This is a genomic window from Streptomyces lateritius, from assembly GCF_014649715.1.
Lineage (GTDB): Bacteria > Actinomycetota > Actinomycetes > Streptomycetales > Streptomycetaceae > Streptomyces > Streptomyces lateritius.
Window position 1 is genome coordinate 13,232 of the sequence record NZ_BMTO01000007.1, and the last position, 18,309, is coordinate 31,540.

The 18,309-nt window shown below is 69.8% G+C and carries 14 protein-coding genes and 6 pseudogenes; 11 read left to right on the top strand and 9 right to left on the bottom strand.

All coding sequences use genetic code 11. The features are described from left to right. Window positions 1-456: 456 nt before the first annotated feature. Window positions 457-717, top strand: coding sequence for a hypothetical protein (locus IE136_RS15305; RefSeq protein ID WP_158983531.1), 261 nt, complete (start codon window positions 457-459; stop codon window positions 715-717). A 259-nt stretch (window positions 718-976) separates the two neighbouring features. Here the strand turns inward: IE136_RS15305 and IE136_RS36715 are convergent. Further along, window positions 977-1,162 (bottom strand): annotated as a pseudogene (locus IE136_RS36715) (WhiB family transcriptional regulator); the annotation flags it as partial. Window positions 1,163-1,220: 58 nt separating this feature from the next. On the opposite strand from IE136_RS36715, the gene IE136_RS15315 reads away from it, so the two are divergent. Both IE136_RS15315 and IE136_RS15320 read left to right on the top strand, forming a co-directional pair. Continuing rightward, a complete protein-coding gene (locus IE136_RS15315) occupies window positions 1,221-1,463 on the top strand; it encodes a DUF6332 family protein (RefSeq protein WP_158983534.1) in 243 nt (80 codons plus the stop codon). 897 nt (window positions 1,464-2,360) lie between these two features. After that, a complete protein-coding gene (locus IE136_RS15320; protein WP_189600615.1) occupies window positions 2,361-3,098 on the top strand; it encodes a hypothetical protein in 738 nt (245 codons plus the stop codon). A 103-nt stretch (window positions 3,099-3,201) separates the two neighbouring features. Here the strand turns inward: IE136_RS15320 and IE136_RS15325 are convergent, their stop codons facing one another. Further along, window positions 3,202-3,900 (bottom strand): outer membrane protein assembly factor BamB family protein, encoded by a 699-nt coding sequence (locus IE136_RS15325; protein ID WP_189600616.1) that lies wholly within the window; start codon window positions 3,898-3,900, stop codon window positions 3,202-3,204. A gap of 23 nt (window positions 3,901-3,923) precedes the next feature. After that, a complete protein-coding gene (locus IE136_RS15330) occupies window positions 3,924-4,550 on the bottom strand; it encodes an outer membrane protein assembly factor BamB family protein (RefSeq protein WP_189600617.1) in 627 nt (208 codons plus the stop codon). 177 nt (window positions 4,551-4,727) lie between these two features. On the opposite strand from IE136_RS15330, the gene IE136_RS15335 reads away from it, so the two are divergent. Next, window positions 4,728-5,210: a DUF1877 family protein gene (locus tag IE136_RS15335; protein ID WP_158983546.1), complete on the top strand. Its 483-nt coding sequence runs from the start codon at window positions 4,728-4,730 to the stop codon at window positions 5,208-5,210. Window positions 5,211-5,228: 18 nt separating this feature from the next. Here IE136_RS15335 and IE136_RS15340 read toward each other — a convergent pair. Both IE136_RS15340 and IE136_RS35610 read right to left on the bottom strand, forming a co-directional pair. Then, a protein-coding gene (locus tag IE136_RS15340) for an IS5 family transposase (protein WP_189600618.1) occupies window positions 5,229-6,103 on the bottom strand; the annotation gives its coding sequence in 2 pieces (ribosomal slippage) (window positions 5,229-5,866 and window positions 5,866-6,103; 876 coding nt in all). Window positions 6,104-6,150: 47 nt separating this feature from the next. Continuing rightward, window positions 6,151-6,384, bottom strand: a pseudogene (locus IE136_RS35610) (SpoIIE family protein phosphatase); the annotation flags it as partial. A gap of 55 nt (window positions 6,385-6,439) precedes the next feature. Between IE136_RS35610 and IE136_RS15345 the strand changes: the two are divergent. Beyond that, window positions 6,440-7,477 carry a magnesium and cobalt transport protein CorA gene (locus tag IE136_RS15345; protein ID WP_229818862.1) on the top strand — a complete coding sequence of 346 codons (1,038 nt, stop codon included), beginning with the start codon at window positions 6,440-6,442 and terminating at the stop codon, window positions 7,475-7,477. A gap of 15 nt (window positions 7,478-7,492) precedes the next feature. Here IE136_RS15345 and IE136_RS15350 read toward each other — a convergent pair. Continuing rightward, window positions 7,493-8,389: pseudogene (locus IE136_RS15350) on the bottom strand (IS5 family transposase). A 630-nt stretch (window positions 8,390-9,019) separates the two neighbouring features. On the opposite strand from IE136_RS15350, the gene IE136_RS36720 reads away from it, so the two are divergent. Further along, window positions 9,020-9,214: a transposase gene (locus IE136_RS36720; RefSeq protein ID WP_158983551.1), complete on the top strand. Its 195-nt coding sequence runs from the start codon at window positions 9,020-9,022 to the stop codon at window positions 9,212-9,214. A 576-nt stretch (window positions 9,215-9,790) separates the two neighbouring features. On the opposite strand, the gene IE136_RS15360 is transcribed toward IE136_RS36720, so the two are convergent. Beyond that, the gene (locus IE136_RS15360; protein ID WP_198422547.1) at window positions 9,791-10,762 is read right to left on the bottom strand and encodes an arabinan endo-1,5-alpha-L-arabinosidase; all 972 of its coding nucleotides are present in this window, start codon (window positions 10,760-10,762) and stop codon (window positions 9,791-9,793) included. 467 nt (window positions 10,763-11,229) lie between these two features. Beyond that, window positions 11,230-12,195 (bottom strand): annotated as a pseudogene (locus IE136_RS15365) (pectinesterase family protein); the annotation flags it as partial. Between the two features lie 418 nt (window positions 12,196-12,613). Between IE136_RS15365 and IE136_RS15370 the strand changes: the two are divergent. Further along, window positions 12,614-13,066, top strand: a complete 453-nt coding sequence (locus IE136_RS15370) for an SRPBCC family protein (protein WP_189600621.1) — start codon at window positions 12,614-12,616, stop codon at window positions 13,064-13,066. A 295-nt stretch (window positions 13,067-13,361) separates the two neighbouring features. On the opposite strand, the gene IE136_RS15375 is transcribed toward IE136_RS15370, so the two are convergent. Then, entirely contained in the window at window positions 13,362-14,066 is a 705-nt protein-coding gene (locus tag IE136_RS15375) for a CTP synthase C-terminal region-related (seleno)protein (protein ID WP_158983562.1), read from the bottom strand. 76 nt (window positions 14,067-14,142) lie between these two features. Between IE136_RS15375 and IE136_RS15380 the strand changes: the two are divergent. The 4 genes and pseudogenes from IE136_RS15380 to IE136_RS15395 all read left to right on the top strand — a co-directional run. Then, window positions 14,143-15,007, top strand: a pseudogene (locus IE136_RS15380) (LysR family transcriptional regulator). Window positions 15,008-15,463: 456 nt separating this feature from the next. Then, window positions 15,464-17,059, top strand: coding sequence for an AMP-binding protein (locus tag IE136_RS15385; protein WP_189600622.1), 1,596 nt, complete (start codon window positions 15,464-15,466; stop codon window positions 17,057-17,059). 55 nt (window positions 17,060-17,114) lie between these two features. Then, complete coding sequence (locus IE136_RS36590; protein WP_308432417.1) at window positions 17,115-17,798, top strand: LysR substrate-binding domain-containing protein; 684 nt, start codon at window positions 17,115-17,117, stop codon at window positions 17,796-17,798. A gap of 34 nt (window positions 17,799-17,832) precedes the next feature. After that, a pseudogene (locus IE136_RS15395) lies at window positions 17,833-18,309 on the top strand (hypothetical protein); the annotation flags it as partial.

Here is an 18,309-nt window from a genome sequence, read left to right on the forward strand (position 1 = left end):
CTTCCCCTGCTCCTCGCCCTCACCGGACAAGAGCCTGATCCCCTCGCCACGGGCACCGCCCTCGCCGCAGGCACCGCCCTCGTCGCCGGGGGCATCGTCGGAACGCGAGCTCGTATCCGCCGAGGCCCCGGTACAGGGTTCCGGTAAGCAGGCCCTGGGTGGCACCGCGGACGTGCCTCGAAACCACCGCCCCGACGGGGGACTCGGCTGGTCCCGGGGCGGCCTGACCTGCAACCGACGTACACGCACCCGAGAAGTGGCTCTGGGAGGCCGAGAGCGCATCGGACGGAGAGATCGTCCGGCCTTCCGCGCCCGTGCTCGGGTAGAGGGTGTGGATGACGACGCCTGAGACCCGCGCCCGGCTCCGCGCACTGGAGCAGCAGCTCACTGCCCCGACACCCGCGCCATTGGCCGGACAGACGTCCATCCCGATCCGCCCTGAGCCAGGAGCAACCGATGAGCCCGGTCACGGACTTCAACCCGACCGTCCGGAACGACGCGTGCAAGGACCCACGCCCGGCGGTGCTGGTGCAGGTGGAGAAGAGGGCTTGGCCGAGGGGGCACCCGATGCTGCCGGGTAGTTACGCCGACATCCTCGCGGCGGACGTGATGGCCGCGATCCGCCGCGAGGAAAGCCGGCACCGCCCGATCACGCGCCACACGTACCTTCGAGGACACCGACCGAACCCAGCTGTCACCCGGGGCCGACAGCCCTGACAACCCAGGGCGTGAACATCCACGTCTTCCACCCGGGTGAGCTGCTGCGTTCATCGCAACATCCAGGCGAGGGCGGGACGGGCACGCGGTACCGTGGCCGGCCGAGGCGCACGACGAGAGCGCCGTCGGGGCAAGGACCGGGAAGCACTCGCCCCGTCTGGTGCCTGCTGGGCGCCTGCCTGGCGATGTCCGCGATGTCGCGGCTGATGGGTGAGTTCAGCCTGCTTCGGCCCGCCTGGGCCGGCTCCGGAACGTTCTTGCGCTCGTGCTCCATGCGGGCCGCGCCCAGCAGCGCCGCCAAGAAGTCACCGTGAACCGCCGCCGCGGAAGAGCGCGCCGTTCCCGGTCCGTCATGCCCCCCATACACGCACGCCTTGCCCGACCTGCTGTCCAGTGCGTGGGCCAAGCCGTGCGCACCGGACCCTGTACACACTGCCTTCGCCCTCCAGCCAAGGCCGGCTGACCTCATGGACCACCACCCGGTCCCCTGCAATCCTTCAGCTATGACGACGAGACGACGGAGCCAGGCCGAACGAGACGCGATCACGGTTGAGATCGGCTATGCGTTGCTGAGCGCATGCTTCCTCGGCGCTGTCGCGTTCGCGACGATCGCCGGGCCGGCCGCTGTCTGGCACCTTCCTCCTGCAGTCGACAAGTTCCTTCTGGTCACCGGCGCTTCGGTTGCTGGAGTTCTTGCGATGATCCGTGTCATTCACGTCCTCTGGCGACACGAACATCACCGCTAGCATGCCTCCGATCCATGTGAGGACGGCCGTCACCCGCTTCAGGACGGCCGTCCGTCGCATCGGCGTGTCCAGCGCGTTCACTTCTTTGCGGACCAGGATGCGGGCCGGATCTACCACCCGTCAGCGGGGCGCGACGCCCTCATCACCTCGCTCGCCCGCCCCCGATACCGGCCTCGGCCAGGACGAGTTTCTGCCGTGCGGTCGACTGCTGGGCGGTCGAGACTGCTTGTGGACCGGGTTCGCCCTTCGGGGGCCCTTCCGCGTGAAGGAAGGGATCCCACCTGTCGTCGAGCCCTTCCACCCATCACAGGATCTGATTGGATCAGCGGCGCCTCGGAGTCCTGGACTGTCCGTGTTCATTGGATGCATCGCCGCGGGCCGGGTGAAGGCAGAGCGGCCGAGGAAGTTGGTGTGGTCGTACTGGAGCGGGGAAAGCTTCCGCCCGCACGGGCACCACGGGTACGGACGGCACGGCCGGTGTTTCAGGCGGTCAGCCGCGCTCCGGTGCCGAACCCCGTCGAGACCGTCGTGGCGGTCGACCTGCCGGAGGTCTACGCGGCGCGGAGCGGCGCCGGGCCAGGCAACGGTGCGGCGGGGCGCCGGTAGCCCGGGGCGACGACGCACGAACAAGGCGGTCCACAGCACCGGACAGGCGGAATGCGGCGCGCGAGGGGCGGCGCGGCGACCAGTCTGCGCGAAGCCGCCAAGGGCTGCGGGCACGGGCGTGGTCCGGCGCTTCCGTGGCGGAAAGGCCGGACAGCGGCCTGGCGAGGGGAGTTACTCGACGCTGTCCGTCTCCCCAGGGATGACAGGATTCGCATACGCCTCACGCGGTTTGCCGTGTTCCCGGCGGCCGGGAACGGCTGACTTTACTCACCACGGGCTCAGGGGGCTCACATGGACGCAAGTATCACGTCGGCGTTGATCGGGGCCGTCGCCGTGGGCGGTACGGCTCTGGGAACAGTGCTCGGCGGATGGGTCCAGGCGCGTGGCGGCCAGGCTCAAGCCAAGGCCGCCCAGCAGGCCGCCCAAATAGCGGCGAAGGCCACGCACCATCAAGCTCTTTACGACCGCCGGTGGTCGCTTCTGGCGGCCTACCTGCGAGCCGCCAGCGAATGCATGGAGGCTGCGGACCAGCTTTACACTACGGACTCTCTGCCGGAGACCCGGCGGCGCTGGCACGCGTTCACGCTCGCTCACGCCGAGGCCGAATTGGGGGCGCCGGCGGCGCTTCTCGTTCCCATCGACGAGGTCCGCAAGGCCGTAGGCCGCATGTACTGGACGGCTCAGCAGTCCGCCCCGGCCGAGCGCGCCCTGAAGGAGCTGCGCAGGCGGGCGAAGCAGGGGGAAGCGGCAGCGGTCCGGGCGCGGGAAGCGGTCGAGCGACTCTGGGAGTTGGATGCTCACGTTCCTCTTGCCCAGCGGACGTCTTCTCCGGAGTACGTGAACGCCGAACAGGCTCTCAACAACCTTCCCGGATTCGAGGATGAGCACACGGCTCTCCTTCTGGACAGGACGCGACAACAGCGGGAGGCCGCCGGCCGCGACAGGGAGATGCGCAAGGAGAACCACCATCTGGCGCGCCGGGAGCTGGTGGCGGCGGCGCGGAACGTGTTCGGCACCGACCGCTTCTGACGGGTGGCCGCGGAGGCGATTCGACTGCTGGGCTGTTCGAGGGTGCCGCACGAGGGGTCGCATGGAGTTACGACCCGGTTCCGGGTTGAACCCGCTTCGAACGTCATCCGCGCGCGTACGCCGAGACGGGCCGCACCCCCCAACCCCACCGCACGGCGATGACGAGGTTCTCGTACACGCGCGGGTCCGCCAGGTCGCCCTTCTCTTGGTCCACGTCCACACCGGTTTCGAGGCTCTCCTTCTCGTCGCCGGTGGCGGCGTCGAGCACCCGGAGTTCATCGAGCCCGTCCTGCCGGGAGCCGCGGTCGGCGAGGACGGTCACCCGGCCGCCGGTCACGTCGAGGGCGCGAAGGCCGCCTGCGACGGCCACGTCCCGCAGCCAGACCTCGCTGCCGCTCGCGAGATCGAAGGCGACCACCCGATCCCGGTACGCCTCGCGTCGCCTGTTCTCCGCTCCGACGTAGAGCCGCCCGTCCGCGACGGCCACGAGGGCCGGCGCGTGCGCCTGGAGCGTTCCGTATCCACCGGTGGTCTCGATCCGGCCGACGGCCTTCCCGTCCTCGCCGAAAGTGAGGCAGGCGCCCGGTTGGCCCTCCGCCGTCCCACCGAGTTGCACGACCACCGGCTCGGTCGACAGCAGGGCGACCTGCCCGTCCGGTCCGGGCGTCGTCCGGCCGCCCAGGGGTGCCGTCCACCGCTGCCCGCCATCGGCCGGGTCGAACGCGGCGAGCCGCAGTTCGGTGCGGTCACAGGCCAGTACGGCGACCACCTGCCGCTCCCCTGCCGCGACCTGTTCGGGCACACACCCCTCAGGGACGGCGGCTTTCAGCGGGGAGCGCCGGTCCGCAGGTCGAAGGCGCGCAGGGCCTCCGTTCCGGAGGCGGTGGGCCGGTACGTGTCGAGCAGCCATCTGTCGTCGGCGTCCCGCAGGACGGCGATCCCGCCCCCGACGGCGACCAGGTCGGTGAACGTCTCGGACTGCTCCGCCGGGGTGCGGGGCGTGTGCCACAGCTCGCGGCCGTTCGTGAGGTCGAGCGCGGCGACGGTGGAGCAGCCCGCGTCCGCCCCCATGCTCCCCCGGGCGATCGGGACGACGGCGCCGGCCGTGCTGCGGCTGACGGCGCAGACGTGCTCCTGGCCTGGTGGGGCGTACTCCCAACGCCCCTTACCCGTCCCCGTGTCGAAGGCGGTGACCGTGTCGTACCGGCTACGGACGAGTATGTCGCCGACCAGCCAGGCACCGTTGCCGTAATCCCTGGCGTTGCTGTCGACCGGGGCCTCCCAGGCGACGCGCAGCGAGCCCCCGAGGTCGGAGCAGCCCGTGGCGAGACCGGCCATGCCCAGCAGCGCGGCGACAGCCGCGAGCCGGGGGCGGAACCACCGCGTTCCCTGACGGCCCGACAGCCGCCGCTCTCGTCTCGGTTCGGTGTCCTCGGTCGTGCGCGGTGCCATGCGGATCCCCACCCCTGGCTTGAAACGGTCGAAGCCCCGCCGGGCTAGGCCGTGTATCGAAAGAGTCTTGCCGGATGCCGCGAGCCGATATCGACGACACGTGGCTGTCAGTGCCGTCAAGTAGGTTCTGTCCGTTCGGCCTGACAGGTGGGTCGTTGAGCTGAGGGATTCGTCGTAGTGAGCATCTACCTGCACTTTTGTGCCGTGGCTGAGTCCGAGATCCGGGATGACCACACCTGGCTCGCTGCGTTCATGGCTGAGGCTTGGGAAAACGACGACGAGTACGCCGCGGGCATCGCCCACTCGATCAACAAGAGCTGGGACGCTGTCCACGACCTCTACGCCGCAGCCGATGCCCTCTATACAGACGCCGACAAGCCCTGGAATTTGCCGATCTACGGCGGCCGCCCGGTACCCCACAGCGCTGATGCCGACCCCTCCGATCCCCCGCTGATGCTTCTGGAGCCGCCCGGGGTGTCACAGGCCGCGCAGTTCCTTACGACTGTCTCTTTCGACGAGCTGTGGAGCGTCGTCGACGTAAGGTTCAGTGCCCTCGGCTGGACCAAGCAGGAACACCTCGAACATCACAGGGACCTCCAAGAGTTCTACGGGCAAGCGGCTTCGGCAGGCCACGCGGTGGTCAAAGCGGTATGGGCTTGAGACGTGGCCGCGTGCTGATCACAGCCATTCGTTGATGGCCGCGACCAGCACGGTCGCCTCGTAGCGGACCGCAAGTTTGTCGTACCGGGTGGCGACAGCGCGGTACCTCTTGAGGCGATTGATCCCGCACTCGTCCGCATGACGCTCGCGGTAGTCGACCGGGTCGAAATGCGGAGGCCGACCGCCGCGCGAGCCGAGCTTCTGGCGGTTGCGCGCTTGGTCGGCCTTGTCAGGGATCGTGCAGCGGATCCTCCGCCGACGCAGATAGGCGCGGTTCTTCCGGGAGGCGTACGCCTTATCCGCCCGCATGCGATCAGGGCGGACGCGTGTCCGACCCGGCCCGATGCGAGGCACACGGATCTTCTCCAGCACCGGCTCGAACTGCGGCGAGTCCCCGCGCTGCCTGGCGGTCACCACGATTGCCATGGGCTTTTGGCCCTGCTCGACGGCCAGGTGCAGCTTGGTGGTGAACCCACCGCGCGAACGCCCCAGCCCGTGATCACAGGGCTCTTCATGCACACCGCCCGGTGGTTCCTTCTGCAGGTCACCCCGCTTGCGGGCCCCGGCCGCATGCTGATGGGCACGGCACACCGTGGAGTCGACGCTCAGGTCCCACACGATCGCACCCTCCCCGTCGGCCAGGGACTGAGCCGGGTGAGGACCCGGTGCCAGGTGCCGTCTCGCTGCCACCGGCGGAACAGGTCGTAGACCCGGTCCCACGGCCCGTACTCGGCAGGCACGTCCCGCCACGGAACACCGGTCCGGACCCGGAACCGTATGCCATCGATCAGCCGCCGTCGCGGCCAGACCGGCGGCCGGCCCGTCTTCCTGCCCGTTGGCAACAACGGTGCCAACGCCGCCCACTGCTCGTCCGTGCGATCTCCCCGCGCCATGGACCACCATCATTCACAGCTCAAGATCCACTTTCGATACGCGGCCTAGTTGCTTGGGCGGGCTGGTAGAGGGAGGCCCCTTCCGGTCCGGTGAGCGGAGGCGGGTCGCTGGGCAGGAGGCTGTCCTGGAGGATCTCGGAGGTGTTGCGGACGCTCTGGTGCCAGCGGGCGTTGTCGATGACGAGGGCGGCATGTGCGGCAGTCTCCCCGGCAAGGAGGACGTCGCCTTCGTCGTGGGGGAACGGGTTGCGGGCGCGCAGCAGGTCGAAAGCGCCGAGGACGCAGGTGGGAGGGACCAGGCGCAGGCGGTAGGGGCAGGAGTGCGGGGCGGCCGGAGTGCATGAAATCGACGTATCGAAGCATGCGCATGAGATGGAATGCGTGATGTACGAGGAACGGTCGGGCCGGTCGGAGACGGTGGAGTGCGGCCTGGAAGAGGAGACCTGTCAGCTGGTACTGAAGCGGCTGCGCGGGCTGAGTGAGGGCGAGTTCGCCTGGGTGCGTCTGGTCGACCCGGCCGAGACTGAGCTGATGCAGCTTGCGGAGGAGCTGGGCCTGCATCCTCTGGCGGTCGAGGACGCGGTCCAGGCGCAGCAGCGCCCCAAGCGGGAGCGTTTCGGCGACGTGCTGGCCGTCGCGCTCAAGACGCTCTGGTACGTCGATGCCGATATGGCGGTGGAGACGGGAGAGCTGATGGTTTTCGTCGGCCCCCGGTACGTGCTTACTGTGCGGCACGGCGGGGCTGACCCGGCTGCCGAAGCCGCCCGCCGGCTCGAAGCCGACCCCGCCATGCTGCGCTTTGGTCCGCTGTCCGTTCTGCATGCCGTCCTCGACGTGGTGGTGGACGCCTACAGCGATTCCGCGGACAAGGTGCGAGCCGCACTCACCAAGCTGGAGGACTGCGTCTTCTCCACCTCCCGCGTGGACCACACCGAGGCGATCTACTCCCTCAAGCGGGAGGTGCGCGAGTTCCGTGACGCGGTGCAGCCCCTCGTCCCCGTCCTGCCGGGGCTCCTGACCGGCCCAGGCCAGGACGGGCAGGGCCATCCGCCGAAGGTGCTGCCCTACTTCCGTGACGTGGCGGACCATCTGAACCGTACCGATACCGAGGTCCGGTCGCTGGACGAGCTGCTGAACTCGGTCCTGGGTGCCCAGCAGGCGCGGGTGGGAACGTGGCAGAACGACGACATGCGCCGCATTTCGGCCTGGGCGGCGATCTTCGCGATCCCCACCATGGTGGCCGGCGTCTACGGGATGAACTTCGAGCACATGCCCGAGCTCGGTTGGAGTTACGGCTATCCGCTCGCGCTCGCGCTCATGGCGCTGGCGTCCGGGCTCCTCTACCGCGCCTTCCGCCGCAACGGCTGGCTCTAGGTTCTGTCCGGCCGCTCACGTCCGAAGCCAGATGATGGTTGCTGTGACGGTGACGGTACCCAGGTTGACGTATGCGCGTTTGTCGTCCTTATGGATACGGCCCGGTAGCTCTTGAGTTTGTTGATCGCCCGTTCCACGGTGTTGCGCTTCTTGTACCGCTCCTTGTTGAAGCCGGGTGGGAGCCCTCCTGTTCGGCCCCGGCGTACGCGGTTCGCTGCCTGGTCGCTCTTCTCTGGGATGACATGGCGCATGCCTCGTCGCCGCAGGTAGCGGCGGGTCCGGCGGTTGTTGTGTGCCTCATCGGCGCGCACGCTGTCTGGTGTGGTGCGCGGGCGGCCCGGCCCGAGGCGGGGCACCCAAATCCGCTCCATGATCGACTCGAACTGCGGGCAGTCCGCCCGCTGGCCCGCCGTCAGCAACAGTGAAAGCACGCGGCAACGACCGTCGGCACTCAGGTGGATCTTGGTGGTGAAGCCTGCTCGGGAGCGACCGAGCTCTTCACCTCCTGCACCACCTCCACCAGGCGGGCGCAGAGTCTCACCGACGTTTTGAAGCGGCGGGTGGCGGCGCCTTCCGTGCGCCGGCCGCCTGCTGGTGGGCACGGATCGAGGTGGAGTCAACTGAGACATCCCAGTCAATCCCACCGGCGGCATAGGCCTGGGCCTGCACCTGCTGGAGCAGCCGTTCCCACGTTCCGTCGGCCGACCAGCGTCGATGACGCTCATAGACGGTCTTCCACGGCCCATAGCGTTCCAGCAGATCGCGCCACTGCACCCGGGTCCGCACCCGGTGCAGGATGCCGTTGACCACCTGGCGGTGATCGCGCCACCCCCCCTCAGCGGTGTTGCCTCTCGGAAGGAGCGGCTCGAGACGTCGCCACTCCGCCTTTGCCAGATCGCCCCGACCACTCATACAAGAGCCAACGAATCAGCGGGTGGCATGGGCACGGTCAGCACCTGCGATGCCACCACGCCAGCTCTGGGTCTGCCATCGGCTCGTGATGCGTTCGCCCGAGGAGCACCACATCCAGGCGCTCCACCTGCACCCGAAGTTCGGCGGCGGCTCCTGGCGGAAGCATGAACAGAGCGTCTTGCAGTTTGTCCCGGGCCCAGCCCTCACCACAGCAAGGGCAGGTGAACTCGGCCTCCCACCGTCTCCAACGGCGTCTGATGCCATGGACGCGCACGGACCACACGCTCAACGCCGCTGCCACGACGCCCGGAGACAATCGCTCCCGTTCGAGCATACGGACGGCGGCATTTGCTGCTCCCGACAGCCCGGGGACATCGCGATACCGCCCCCAGGGTCTTCCCCGGCCACGTTCCCGCGCCCGAAGTGAAACTGGTGTTCTACGCGGCACGGCCCCTTCGAATGCAAGTCATGGACCGCATCCTCCCACAGCCCATGATCGGCCGGACAGAACCTAATCTAAGACGTCGATTCTTACGGCGTGATCGTTCGTTGAACCGTGCATGACGGGTCTCGTGGAACGGCTGGTGCCGGACGAGAGTGGATCTTGTCCAGGAAGCGGTTCCGTCGACGGTGGCGATACGTCCTCAGAGCGGAGGCCGACGTCGGGCGGCTGACCGTGAGGCCCTGACGGCGATCATCTTCGTGGCGACCTCGGGCTGCGCCTGGCGGCAGCTGCCGCCGGTGTTCGGCCCCGCCGGCTCACGGTCTACCGCCGGTGCGCCCATTGGAGCCCGGGCCGGGTCCGGGCGAGGCTCAACCGCGTGATCCTCGACGAAACGGGAGTACGGGGCGAGCTGGACTGGTCGCGGTGCGCGATCGACTCGGTCGGTCTGCGGGCGGCAAAAGGAGGCCGCTGACGGGACCGAATCCGACCGACCGCGGCAAGCCGGGAGCGAAATCCCCCTGATCACCGCAGGAACGGACGGCCGCTGTCCCTGGGCCTCTCCGGCGCGAACACGCACGACAGCCAGCGCCTGGAGTCGCTCGTGGCAGGGCGGGCTGCTCGGCCACCCGCTCGGCATCCACGGCGCGCTCGGCCACCGTACGGCCCGCGGATCGCGCGACACGAGCAGCCCGGCGTGCCTGCTTCTCAGGAGCATTCCCAGGGCGGCCACACCCGCGCGGCCGGTCCCCGAATCCGCCCACAGCCGTTCCCGCTTGTGACCTGTGCAGCCAGCCCCCGGCAACCCGACGTGCGCGCCGACCCTCCACTCCCCCCAGGGCGCGAGCAGCAGCGGATGACGTCCTGATGCCGGTGTCGATGACGGGGCCCCCGCGGGTCGCGGGGAGCCTGCGCAGCCGGTCCTGACGCGAACCGCCGCCGCTCGCCGCCGAGCCCGGTCAGTACGCGGTGGGCCAGCCGCCGCTCCACTTCAGCAGGTTGAGGCCGAGCTTCGCAGCGCCGCCGTCCCTGCCGTCGTAGTAGTGGTAGACGAGCAGGTCCTCGTCGCCGTCGCGCATGATGTCCTGCCCGCCGGGGCCGATGACGGATCCGTGTGATGCCATGACCACGGTGCCGCCGTTGTTGTTCATCGCGACGCCGTTGCGGTCGTAGTAGGGCCCGGTGGGGCTGGTGGCCCGGCCGACCTTGATCTTGTACGTGGAGGCGGTACCGCTGCAGCAGGTGTCGTACGAGGCGAAGAGGTAGTAGTACCCGTTCCGCTTGACCACGGTCGGGCCCTCCACCGCCCTCGGCGCCGTGGAGCGCGAGGCGAGCGAGTGGCGGGTGGTGTCGCCCGCGTACTGCTTGCCGGACCCCGGGTCGAGGCGGATCATCTTGATCCCGCTCCAATGGGAGCCGAAGGCCAGCCACCACTTGCCGTCGCCGTCGACGAACAGGTCGGGGTCGATGGCGTTGTAGTCGCTGCTGGACGTGGAGGAGTAGACGATGCCCTGGTCCTTCCAGCTGCCCGGCGTCCCGGTCGTGGAGGTGGCGAGGCCGATGGCCGAGGTGTTGGAATGGAACCTGGAGACGGAGTAGTACATCAGGTACCGGCCGCCGTGATAAGAGATGTCGGGTGCCCACGGGTCGTTCTCGGGCGAGTAGCGCGACCACCAACGGGGCGGCGAGGAGAAGGCGTTGCCGTTGCGGCTGAAGGCGACACGGTCGGTGGAGGTGCGGAACTCCAGGTAGCCGTGGGTGGAATGGAGCAGGTAGCGCCCGTCGGGCGCCCGCAGCATGGTCGGGTCGTGGACGACGACGTCGCCGGTGACCCTCCCGGGGCCGGGGTAGGCGGACGCGCTCGGCGGCGCCGCCGCGGCCTTCGGCTGCACGTCCTCTCCGAAAACCCCGAAAGCCGTGCCGTAGACCATGGCCCCGGCGGCGGCCAGCGCCAGCGGGACCCCTGCCAGCAGGGCTGTCTTCCTTCTGCGGTGCCGCGCCTTGCCGTGGCCGTGCAGCTCAGTCATGCGTGTGTTCCCAATCTGTACGTACGTGGGGGTGCCCGTGAGGAACGGGCTGCTCAACAGTTGCCGCAGCGTCGAGAATGGTTGCCGTCCCGCCGAAGTACTTGCCTCCGGACGGTGACAGCACGGTACGGCCCGGCAAACGCTGGCGGGAGCGCGGCAACGGTACGGCGAGCCCCGTCGGCGGGGCAGCGGTCGACGCGCGGACGGAGGGCCGACGGCGGCCGGACGGGCGCCGGACGGACGACGGACGACGGCGGTCAGGCGGCGGGGCGGGCGCCGACGACCGTACGGGACGGCGATCAGGCGGCGAACTCTCCGACGGGCCCGGGAGCTACGCGATGCCGTACCTCCCGGGCTCCTTCTCCCACCGCTTACGGGGTCCAGTCGCCCAGCCAGTCCGAGACCTCCTGGGATGCGGCCTGGGGGTCGGTCAGGTGGGGCCGGTCGGTGCTCCTCGGGCCGGCACCCGGGCCGGTGTTCATGTATTCGGCGAAGCGGTCGTCCTTCCAGGAGAAGCCGCCCATGTCGGTCCAGGGCGTGCGCTTGATCGCGGCGCTGAGCTTGGAATCGCGGACGGTGGCCTGGGGGTCGGCCGCCTTGTCGCCGCCGGGGTGCCAGTTGCGGCCGAGGTGGAAGGAGGACGCGGTCACGTCACCCTTGATGGTGGAGCGGTTGATGAGGATGCCCTTGCGGCCCGCCTGGGTGCTCGGGGCGGTGATGTATCCGGCCGATGTGCCGTTCCAGCGCTTCTTGAGGATGATGACCGACCGGTCGATCACGGCGGTGGCACGGCCGAAGATGAAGTCGACGTTGCCGACGATGGAGGACCTGGTGACGTAGACGCGTCCGGGCTTGTCCTTCGCCGCGGTCTCGAGCTCCAGGGTGTCCTGGTCGCCGGCGACGATGACGCTGTCCAGCACGATCCTGTCCGCGGTCGTGAGCAGGGCGACCGCCTGGTGGTCCTTGAAGGACTGGTGCGCGGCCTCGTTGAAGTCGTTGGAGACGGTGAGGTTGCGGAGCTGGGAGTTGTCCGACCGGAGGGCGACGGTGGCGCTGCCCGGAGTGCCGTACGTGCCCGAACCGTCCGGCTTCCGCATGCCGGCAGCGTTGCCGAAGACGATGACCGTGTCCTTGCGGCTCGTGCCCGAGCCCTGGATGGTGATGTGCGGCTTGTTCGCCGGAACGTTCACCGTCTCGCGGTACGTACCCGGCTTCACGGAGATGACGACGCGAGAGCGATTGCTGACGGGCACGGCGTTCACCGCGGCCTGGACCGTCTTGTACTGGCCGCTGCCGTCCTTGGCGACGGTGAGGGTTCTGGTGGCGGCAGCGGTGGTCTCGGCCGCCGCTGCCCTCTCCTCTTCGCCCGGTCCCAGTCCGAACTCAGACCCGTACGCGAGAACCCCGGAAGCGGCCAGCGCCAGCGGCACACCGATCGCCAAGGCCTTTCGGGGTCTGCGGTGGCGGGGGGCGCGACGGGTCGAACTCATGTGCATTATCCGTTCCGTGTAGGGGTGACGATCAACGTGTGGTTGCCGCCGGGGGTGCACTGGGTTGCCGTACTCGTCGAAAAGGCAGGAGATTCCGTCCGAGCGGCGTCAAGCGGCACACTCTGCACCTCAAGCTCTCCAGGCCAGCAGGACGGTTCTACTGCCACGCAGCTCTTCGTTCTGTTCCTCTTGAAGAGGTGTGAGTTCTCAGGTCCGGGTTACGCGAACTCCAGCAACCCGTCCCCAAACGAGAAGGGCGTTCCCCATGTCGAAGGTCGAGGAGTCCGTCGAGGTCGAGGTCCCGGTCCGCGCCGCGTACGACCAGTGGACCCAGTTCGAGACGTTCCCGCGCTTCATGGACGGCGTGGAGCGGATCGAACAGCGTACGGACACGCTCACCCACTGGGTCACGGAGATCGGCGGAGTGCGCCGCGAGTTCGACGCCGTCGTCACCGAACAGATCCCGGACGAGCGCGTCGCCTGGACGACCGTCGAGGGCGAGGCGCGGCAGGCCGGCGTCGTCACGTTCCACCGTCTCGACGACACCCGGACGAAGGTCATGCTCCAGATGGACTTCGCCCCCGAGGGGCTGACGGAGCAGGTCGGCGACAAGCTCGGGTTCGTCAAGCGGAAGGTCGCGGGCGATCTCAAGCGGTTCAAGTCGTTCATCGAAGAGCGCGGCGGCCAGGAGACGGGCGCCTGGCGCGGCTCGGTGTGAGGATCACGCGGGAGCGCGGGGGTGTCGTGCGGGGCGGGTCGAGGACGTCGTCCGGGACGGCGGCCGGGTCTGTACGCAGGCATGCGGAACAGCCGGGCCGTACGAACCCGCGCGGTCGTCACAGCGACCTGCCCGTGCTCGGCTCGCCGCGCTCCTGATCCCGTCGGCTTCCCGCCCTCCTCCTCGGCTGCGGCAAGGCTGGTGGCGAGTCCTTCGACTTCGCCGAGCCAGGCCGCGCGTTCAGCTTCCGCGATCCGGTCGGCCAGGTTGGGGCGGAATGCGTTCCGGACGCTCCCTAGCGATCCGCCGCCGCCCGTGCCAGCGCCCGCACGATCGGATGCGGGCGGGAGCCGTCGCCCGCCAGTTCCGGCTGGAAGAGCGTCGCCAGGAAGAACGGGTGTCCGGGCAGCTCCGCGATCCGGACCCCGCCCTCCTCGTCCTCACCGGTGAACCGCAGACCGTGCGCCCGCAGCGTGTCCAGGTGGCGGGTGTCCGGGCCGTAATTGCAGTGGTACCGCTCCGTCGTCCGCTCGGCGCCGAGCACGGACTCCGCGAGCGAGCCCGGCGCCACCCGAACCGTGCCCTCGTGCCCCACCAGCGAGCAGGCGAGCGGGGCGATCAGCAGGTCGTCGGCGGCCGCCGCCGGGTCGTTCTCGGCGTGTGCGGCACCGTCCAGGCCGCAGACGCCGCGGGCGAACTCGAGCAGCGCGTGCTGGAAGCCGCCGCAGGTGCCGAGGAAGGGAATCCGGTCCTCGCGGGCCGTGCGGATCGCCGCGAGCGCGCCCGCCTCACTCGCGTACGGACTTCCCGGCAGCACCCACAGCGCGTCGAAGCCCTTCACCGCGCCGGGCGCCTCCGCGTCCCCGGTCGGGATCCAGTAGGCGTCGAGTACCAGGCCGTCGCGCTCGGCCAGCGCGTCCAGCAACACAGGGACGCGGACATGGGCATTCACGTGTGGGGAACGGTCGCCGACCAGGGCAATGCGGGCGGTCTTCGTCATGCCGACCATGCTGCTCCCCCGCGATGTTCAGGTCCAACGATGATTCCTGCACTCTCCATCGTGAACACTTATGACCATGGACGCGCACCTCCTGCGTCCTACATCACCGTCGCCCGGCTCGCGTCCTTCTCCGAGGCCGCCCGCGCCCTGGGCTACACCCAGTCCGCCGTCTCCCAGCACATCGCAGCCCTCGAGAACGACCTCGGCCTGCCGCTCCTCGGCCGCCGCCCCGTCATCCCCACCCCCGCCGGCGAGCGTCTCCTCGAACACGCCGGGTCCCTCCTCCTGCGCCTGGACGCCGCCCGCGCCGACCTCGCCCGGTTCTCCGCAGCGCCCCGCCAGACGCTGACCCTCGCCGCGGCCCCGCTCGCCCTGCGGCCCAGGACGCTCGCCGTCCTGCCCGCCTCCGGCGTCACCCTGCCCCGCGACGAGGTGCCTGCCGCCGTGGCGACCGGAGCCGCCGATCTCGGGCTGGTCGACGGCCTCGTCGCGCCCAGCGACCCGTTGCGGCTCCCCGACGTCGCCCCGCTCACCGCCGCGCGCGTCGCCGAGGAGCCGCTCGCCGTCGTCCTGCCCGCCGGCCATCCGCTCGCCGGTCGTGCCGGGCTGCGCCTCGCGGACCTCGTCGACGCACGCTGGCTCGACGCCCCCCACGCCGGGTTCCCACTCGACCTGCTGCGCACCGTGCAGGGCGGAGCGGTCGGCCACGGCTTCCCGCCACCGCACTGCTCTACGAAGGCACCGACACCCGCATTCTCGCCGCCCTGACCGCCGCCGGCCACGGCCTGACACTGCTGCCGGTCTCCTTCGCCTCCACGAGCGCGGGTGCCGTCGCCGTACCACTGAGCGCACCCCGCCTCGCGCACCGCATCGAACTCCTCCACATCGGCGCCGAACCGCCCGCTCACGCCGCCGAGTTCGTTGGCCGACTGCGCGCATGACGTACCGCCCCTAGATGGCCAGCAGACTCATGCGACGCTGCAGACGAGCGGCCCGTGCATGACGGGTGGTCGCAACGTCGAGTTCGAGGCGGCCGGGCGCACCGTAGTGGCGTTTCTGCCGGTGGGCAGCGGCGGCGGGTGAGGCCCGTACGGCACCCGGTTGACCGTAAAGGCGGACGCCCCTCGGGAAGTGGCTCGTGAAGAAGATGGCGCCGGCGGCGCGGCTGTGCCGGCGGCCGTATCGGGTGGCGGTGGCCTGCTTTTCGCCGCGACGTCGGTCTGGTTGGTGGTCCTCGGCGGGCGGCGGCGCGCGGACCGGGTGCGTGGCTGAGCTCGCCGGGGTCGGCAGCAGGAGCCCGGCCAAGCCGTTTTTTCGGATCATCCCAGCGCCTAGGGCAGGATGCGTGACATCGTCGCGCTTTTCGTCTGTGCGGCGCGACCCTCCGAGGAGACCCCGTGATCTTCCGCAGTCCGCTTCCCGACGTCGTCATTCCGGACGTGACCGTGCACGATCTCTTGTTCGGCTCGCTCGACGTCGCCGACCGGGACCGGGTCGCGATCGTCGACGGGCCCTCCGGCCGGTCGCTGACGTACGGTGAACTCGCGGACCAGGTCCTGCTTTTCGCCGGCGCGCTGGTCGCGCGCGGGCTTCGCCAGGGTGACGTCGTCGCCCTGCACGCGCCCAACTGTCCCGAGTTCGTGGTCGCGTTCCATGGGGTCCTGCGCGCCGGCGGCACTGTCACCACGGTCAACGCCCTCTACACGCCCGCCGAGACGGCCACGCAGCTCCGCGACTCCGGGGCCGTCCGGTACGTCACGGTCACCCCGTTCCTGCCGACCGCGCTGGCCGCGACCGCCGAGGTCGGCATCCCCGCCGACGACGTCTACCTGCTGGACCTCGGCGCCGGACACGACACGCTGCCCGCGATGCTGGCCGAGCGCCGGCCGGCACCCGAGGTGACGATCGACCCCTCGACCCATCTCGCGGTACTGCCGTACTCCTCGGGGACGACCGGCCGCGCCAAGGGCGTCATGCTGACCCACACCAACCTGGTCGCGAACGTCTGCCAGATGGAGCCGGTGCTGCCGCTGTCGGCCGAGGACTCGGTGTCGGCCGTGCTGCCGTTCTTCCACATCTACGGCATGAACGTGATCCTGAACCTGTCCCTCAGGGCCCGCGCCAAGATCGTCTCCCTGCCCCGCTTCGACCTCCCGGTCTTCCTCCGTACCGTCCAGGACCAGCACTGCACGTTCCTGTACGTCGCGCCGCCGATCGCCGTCGCCCTGACCAAGCACCCGATGGCCGACGAGTACGACCTGTCCGCCGTACGGACCGTGGTCAGCGGCGCCGCGCCGCTGGACGAGGCGCTCGGGGAGGCGCTCGCGGCCAAGCTGGACTGCCGGATGATGCAGGGCTTCGGCATGACCGAACTCAGCCCCGTCTCCCACGTCACGCCGGGCGACGGGTCGCTGTCTGTCGGATCGATCGGGTTCGCCGTCCCGAACGTGGAGTTCCGGCTGGTGGACCCCAAGACCGGGGCCGAGGTGGAAGCCGTCGAGAACGGCCGCAGCGCCACGGGCGAACTCCAGGTGCGCGGCCCGAACGTGATGGCCGGCTATCTCGGCAACGCCACGGCGACCGAGGAGACGATCCTCGCCGACGGGTTCCTGCGTACGGGCGACATCGCCCGGCTCGGCCCCCAGGGGGAGGTCTACGTCGTCGACCGGCTGAAGGAGCTCATCAAGTACAAGGGTTACCAGGTGCCGCCGGCCGAACTGGAGGCGCTGCTCCTCACCCACGAGGCGATCGCGGACGCCGTCGTGGTCGCCTACCCGGACGACGACGCGGGCGAGATCCCGCGCGCGTTCGTGGTCCGCCGTCCGGGTGCCGAGCTGACCGCCGACGAGGTGATCGCGTTCGTCGCGGAGCGGGTTGCCCCGCACAAGAAGGTGCGGATCGTCGAGTTCACCGACGCCGTGCCGAAGTCCGCCGCAGGGAAGATCCTCCGCAAGGACCTGCGTGCGCTGCCGCTCGGCGGCGGTGACCGGTAGGGGGTCTGTGACCACCTTCAGGGGTGCCCGGACCACGCCCAGGCACGGTCGTCGAATGTACCTAGAGGCGTCCGCTCTCGGGGGCGCGCCGGGAACGCTGTCACTGACGGCGCTCCCGGCGGCGAGCGCACCACCGATCCACAGCACCGGCTCGATCCCGGTGCCGTCCGCCTCCAGGCCGCCGACCAGCGCTCCCAGGGCGATCGCCCCGTCGAAGACGCCGACGAACAGCGAGGAGGCCGCCTCCCGGGCGTGCGGGGCCCCGGCCAGCAGCCAGGTCTCGGCACTGACGCAGACACCACCGTACGACAGACCCCACACGGCCAGCAGAACCGCGGCCGTCTTTACCGAACCGCCTAGCAGCGGCAGCAGTCCGACCGTCGCCGACAGCACCAGGCTGATCACCACGAGCGTGCGGCGCGGTGACCGTCCGGCGCTGGATCCTGCGGCGAAGTCGCCAAGGACGCCTGTTCCGTACACGAGCGTGAACACACTCCAGAAGGGGCTGAGCCTTGTGGCGGCGAACCGCGGGTCGATGCTGCTCTGCCGTTCGACCGCCGACCATCACAGCCGGCGCGGCTCGCTTGCCTTCATCCCGGTCGAGAGCCTCCCGGCCTCCCTCCTGGGCCTGATCCGTCCCCGCGCCCACACCTCGGCGCAGGCGCGGGCGTTCGCGCAGGCACTCTCGGAGACGGTGGGTGATACCCGGCCATCCGGCCCTGGACGGTTCGACGCCTGAATGACACATGCGGATGAGCCGAACATCGCCGGCCGTGCCCCGACCACAACCGACGGCCGGACGTCGTTCCACGGAGCTTCAGCTGTCGGGCGGCATCGACAACACCGGCACCGACATCATGGTCTTCGGGGACACGTACGTCCCTCACCAGTTCCGGTCCGTCAATCTCAAGGACATGAGCGACGAGAACGCCGCCCCCGTCTCCATCGACCTCGCGCCGCTGAACGCCACCTATGTGAAGGCCGTGGGCCCGGCGGCGGTGCTCGCCCAGGCCGTGCAAGCGGACGGCACGAAGGAACTGATCCTCGTCACCAAGGACGGCACGGACGTCTCCCACCGCAAGATCACCGGCCTTCCGGCAGACGCTCGCGACTTCTTCAGCACCGCCCACGTCCTCAACGGCACCACGCTCGTCGGCTACGCGACGGATTCCGTCGCAGGCCACAAGGGCGGCCGGGCCGTGGTCGACGCGACCACGGCCCGGCCGTCGCAACGTACGCCTCGAACGTTC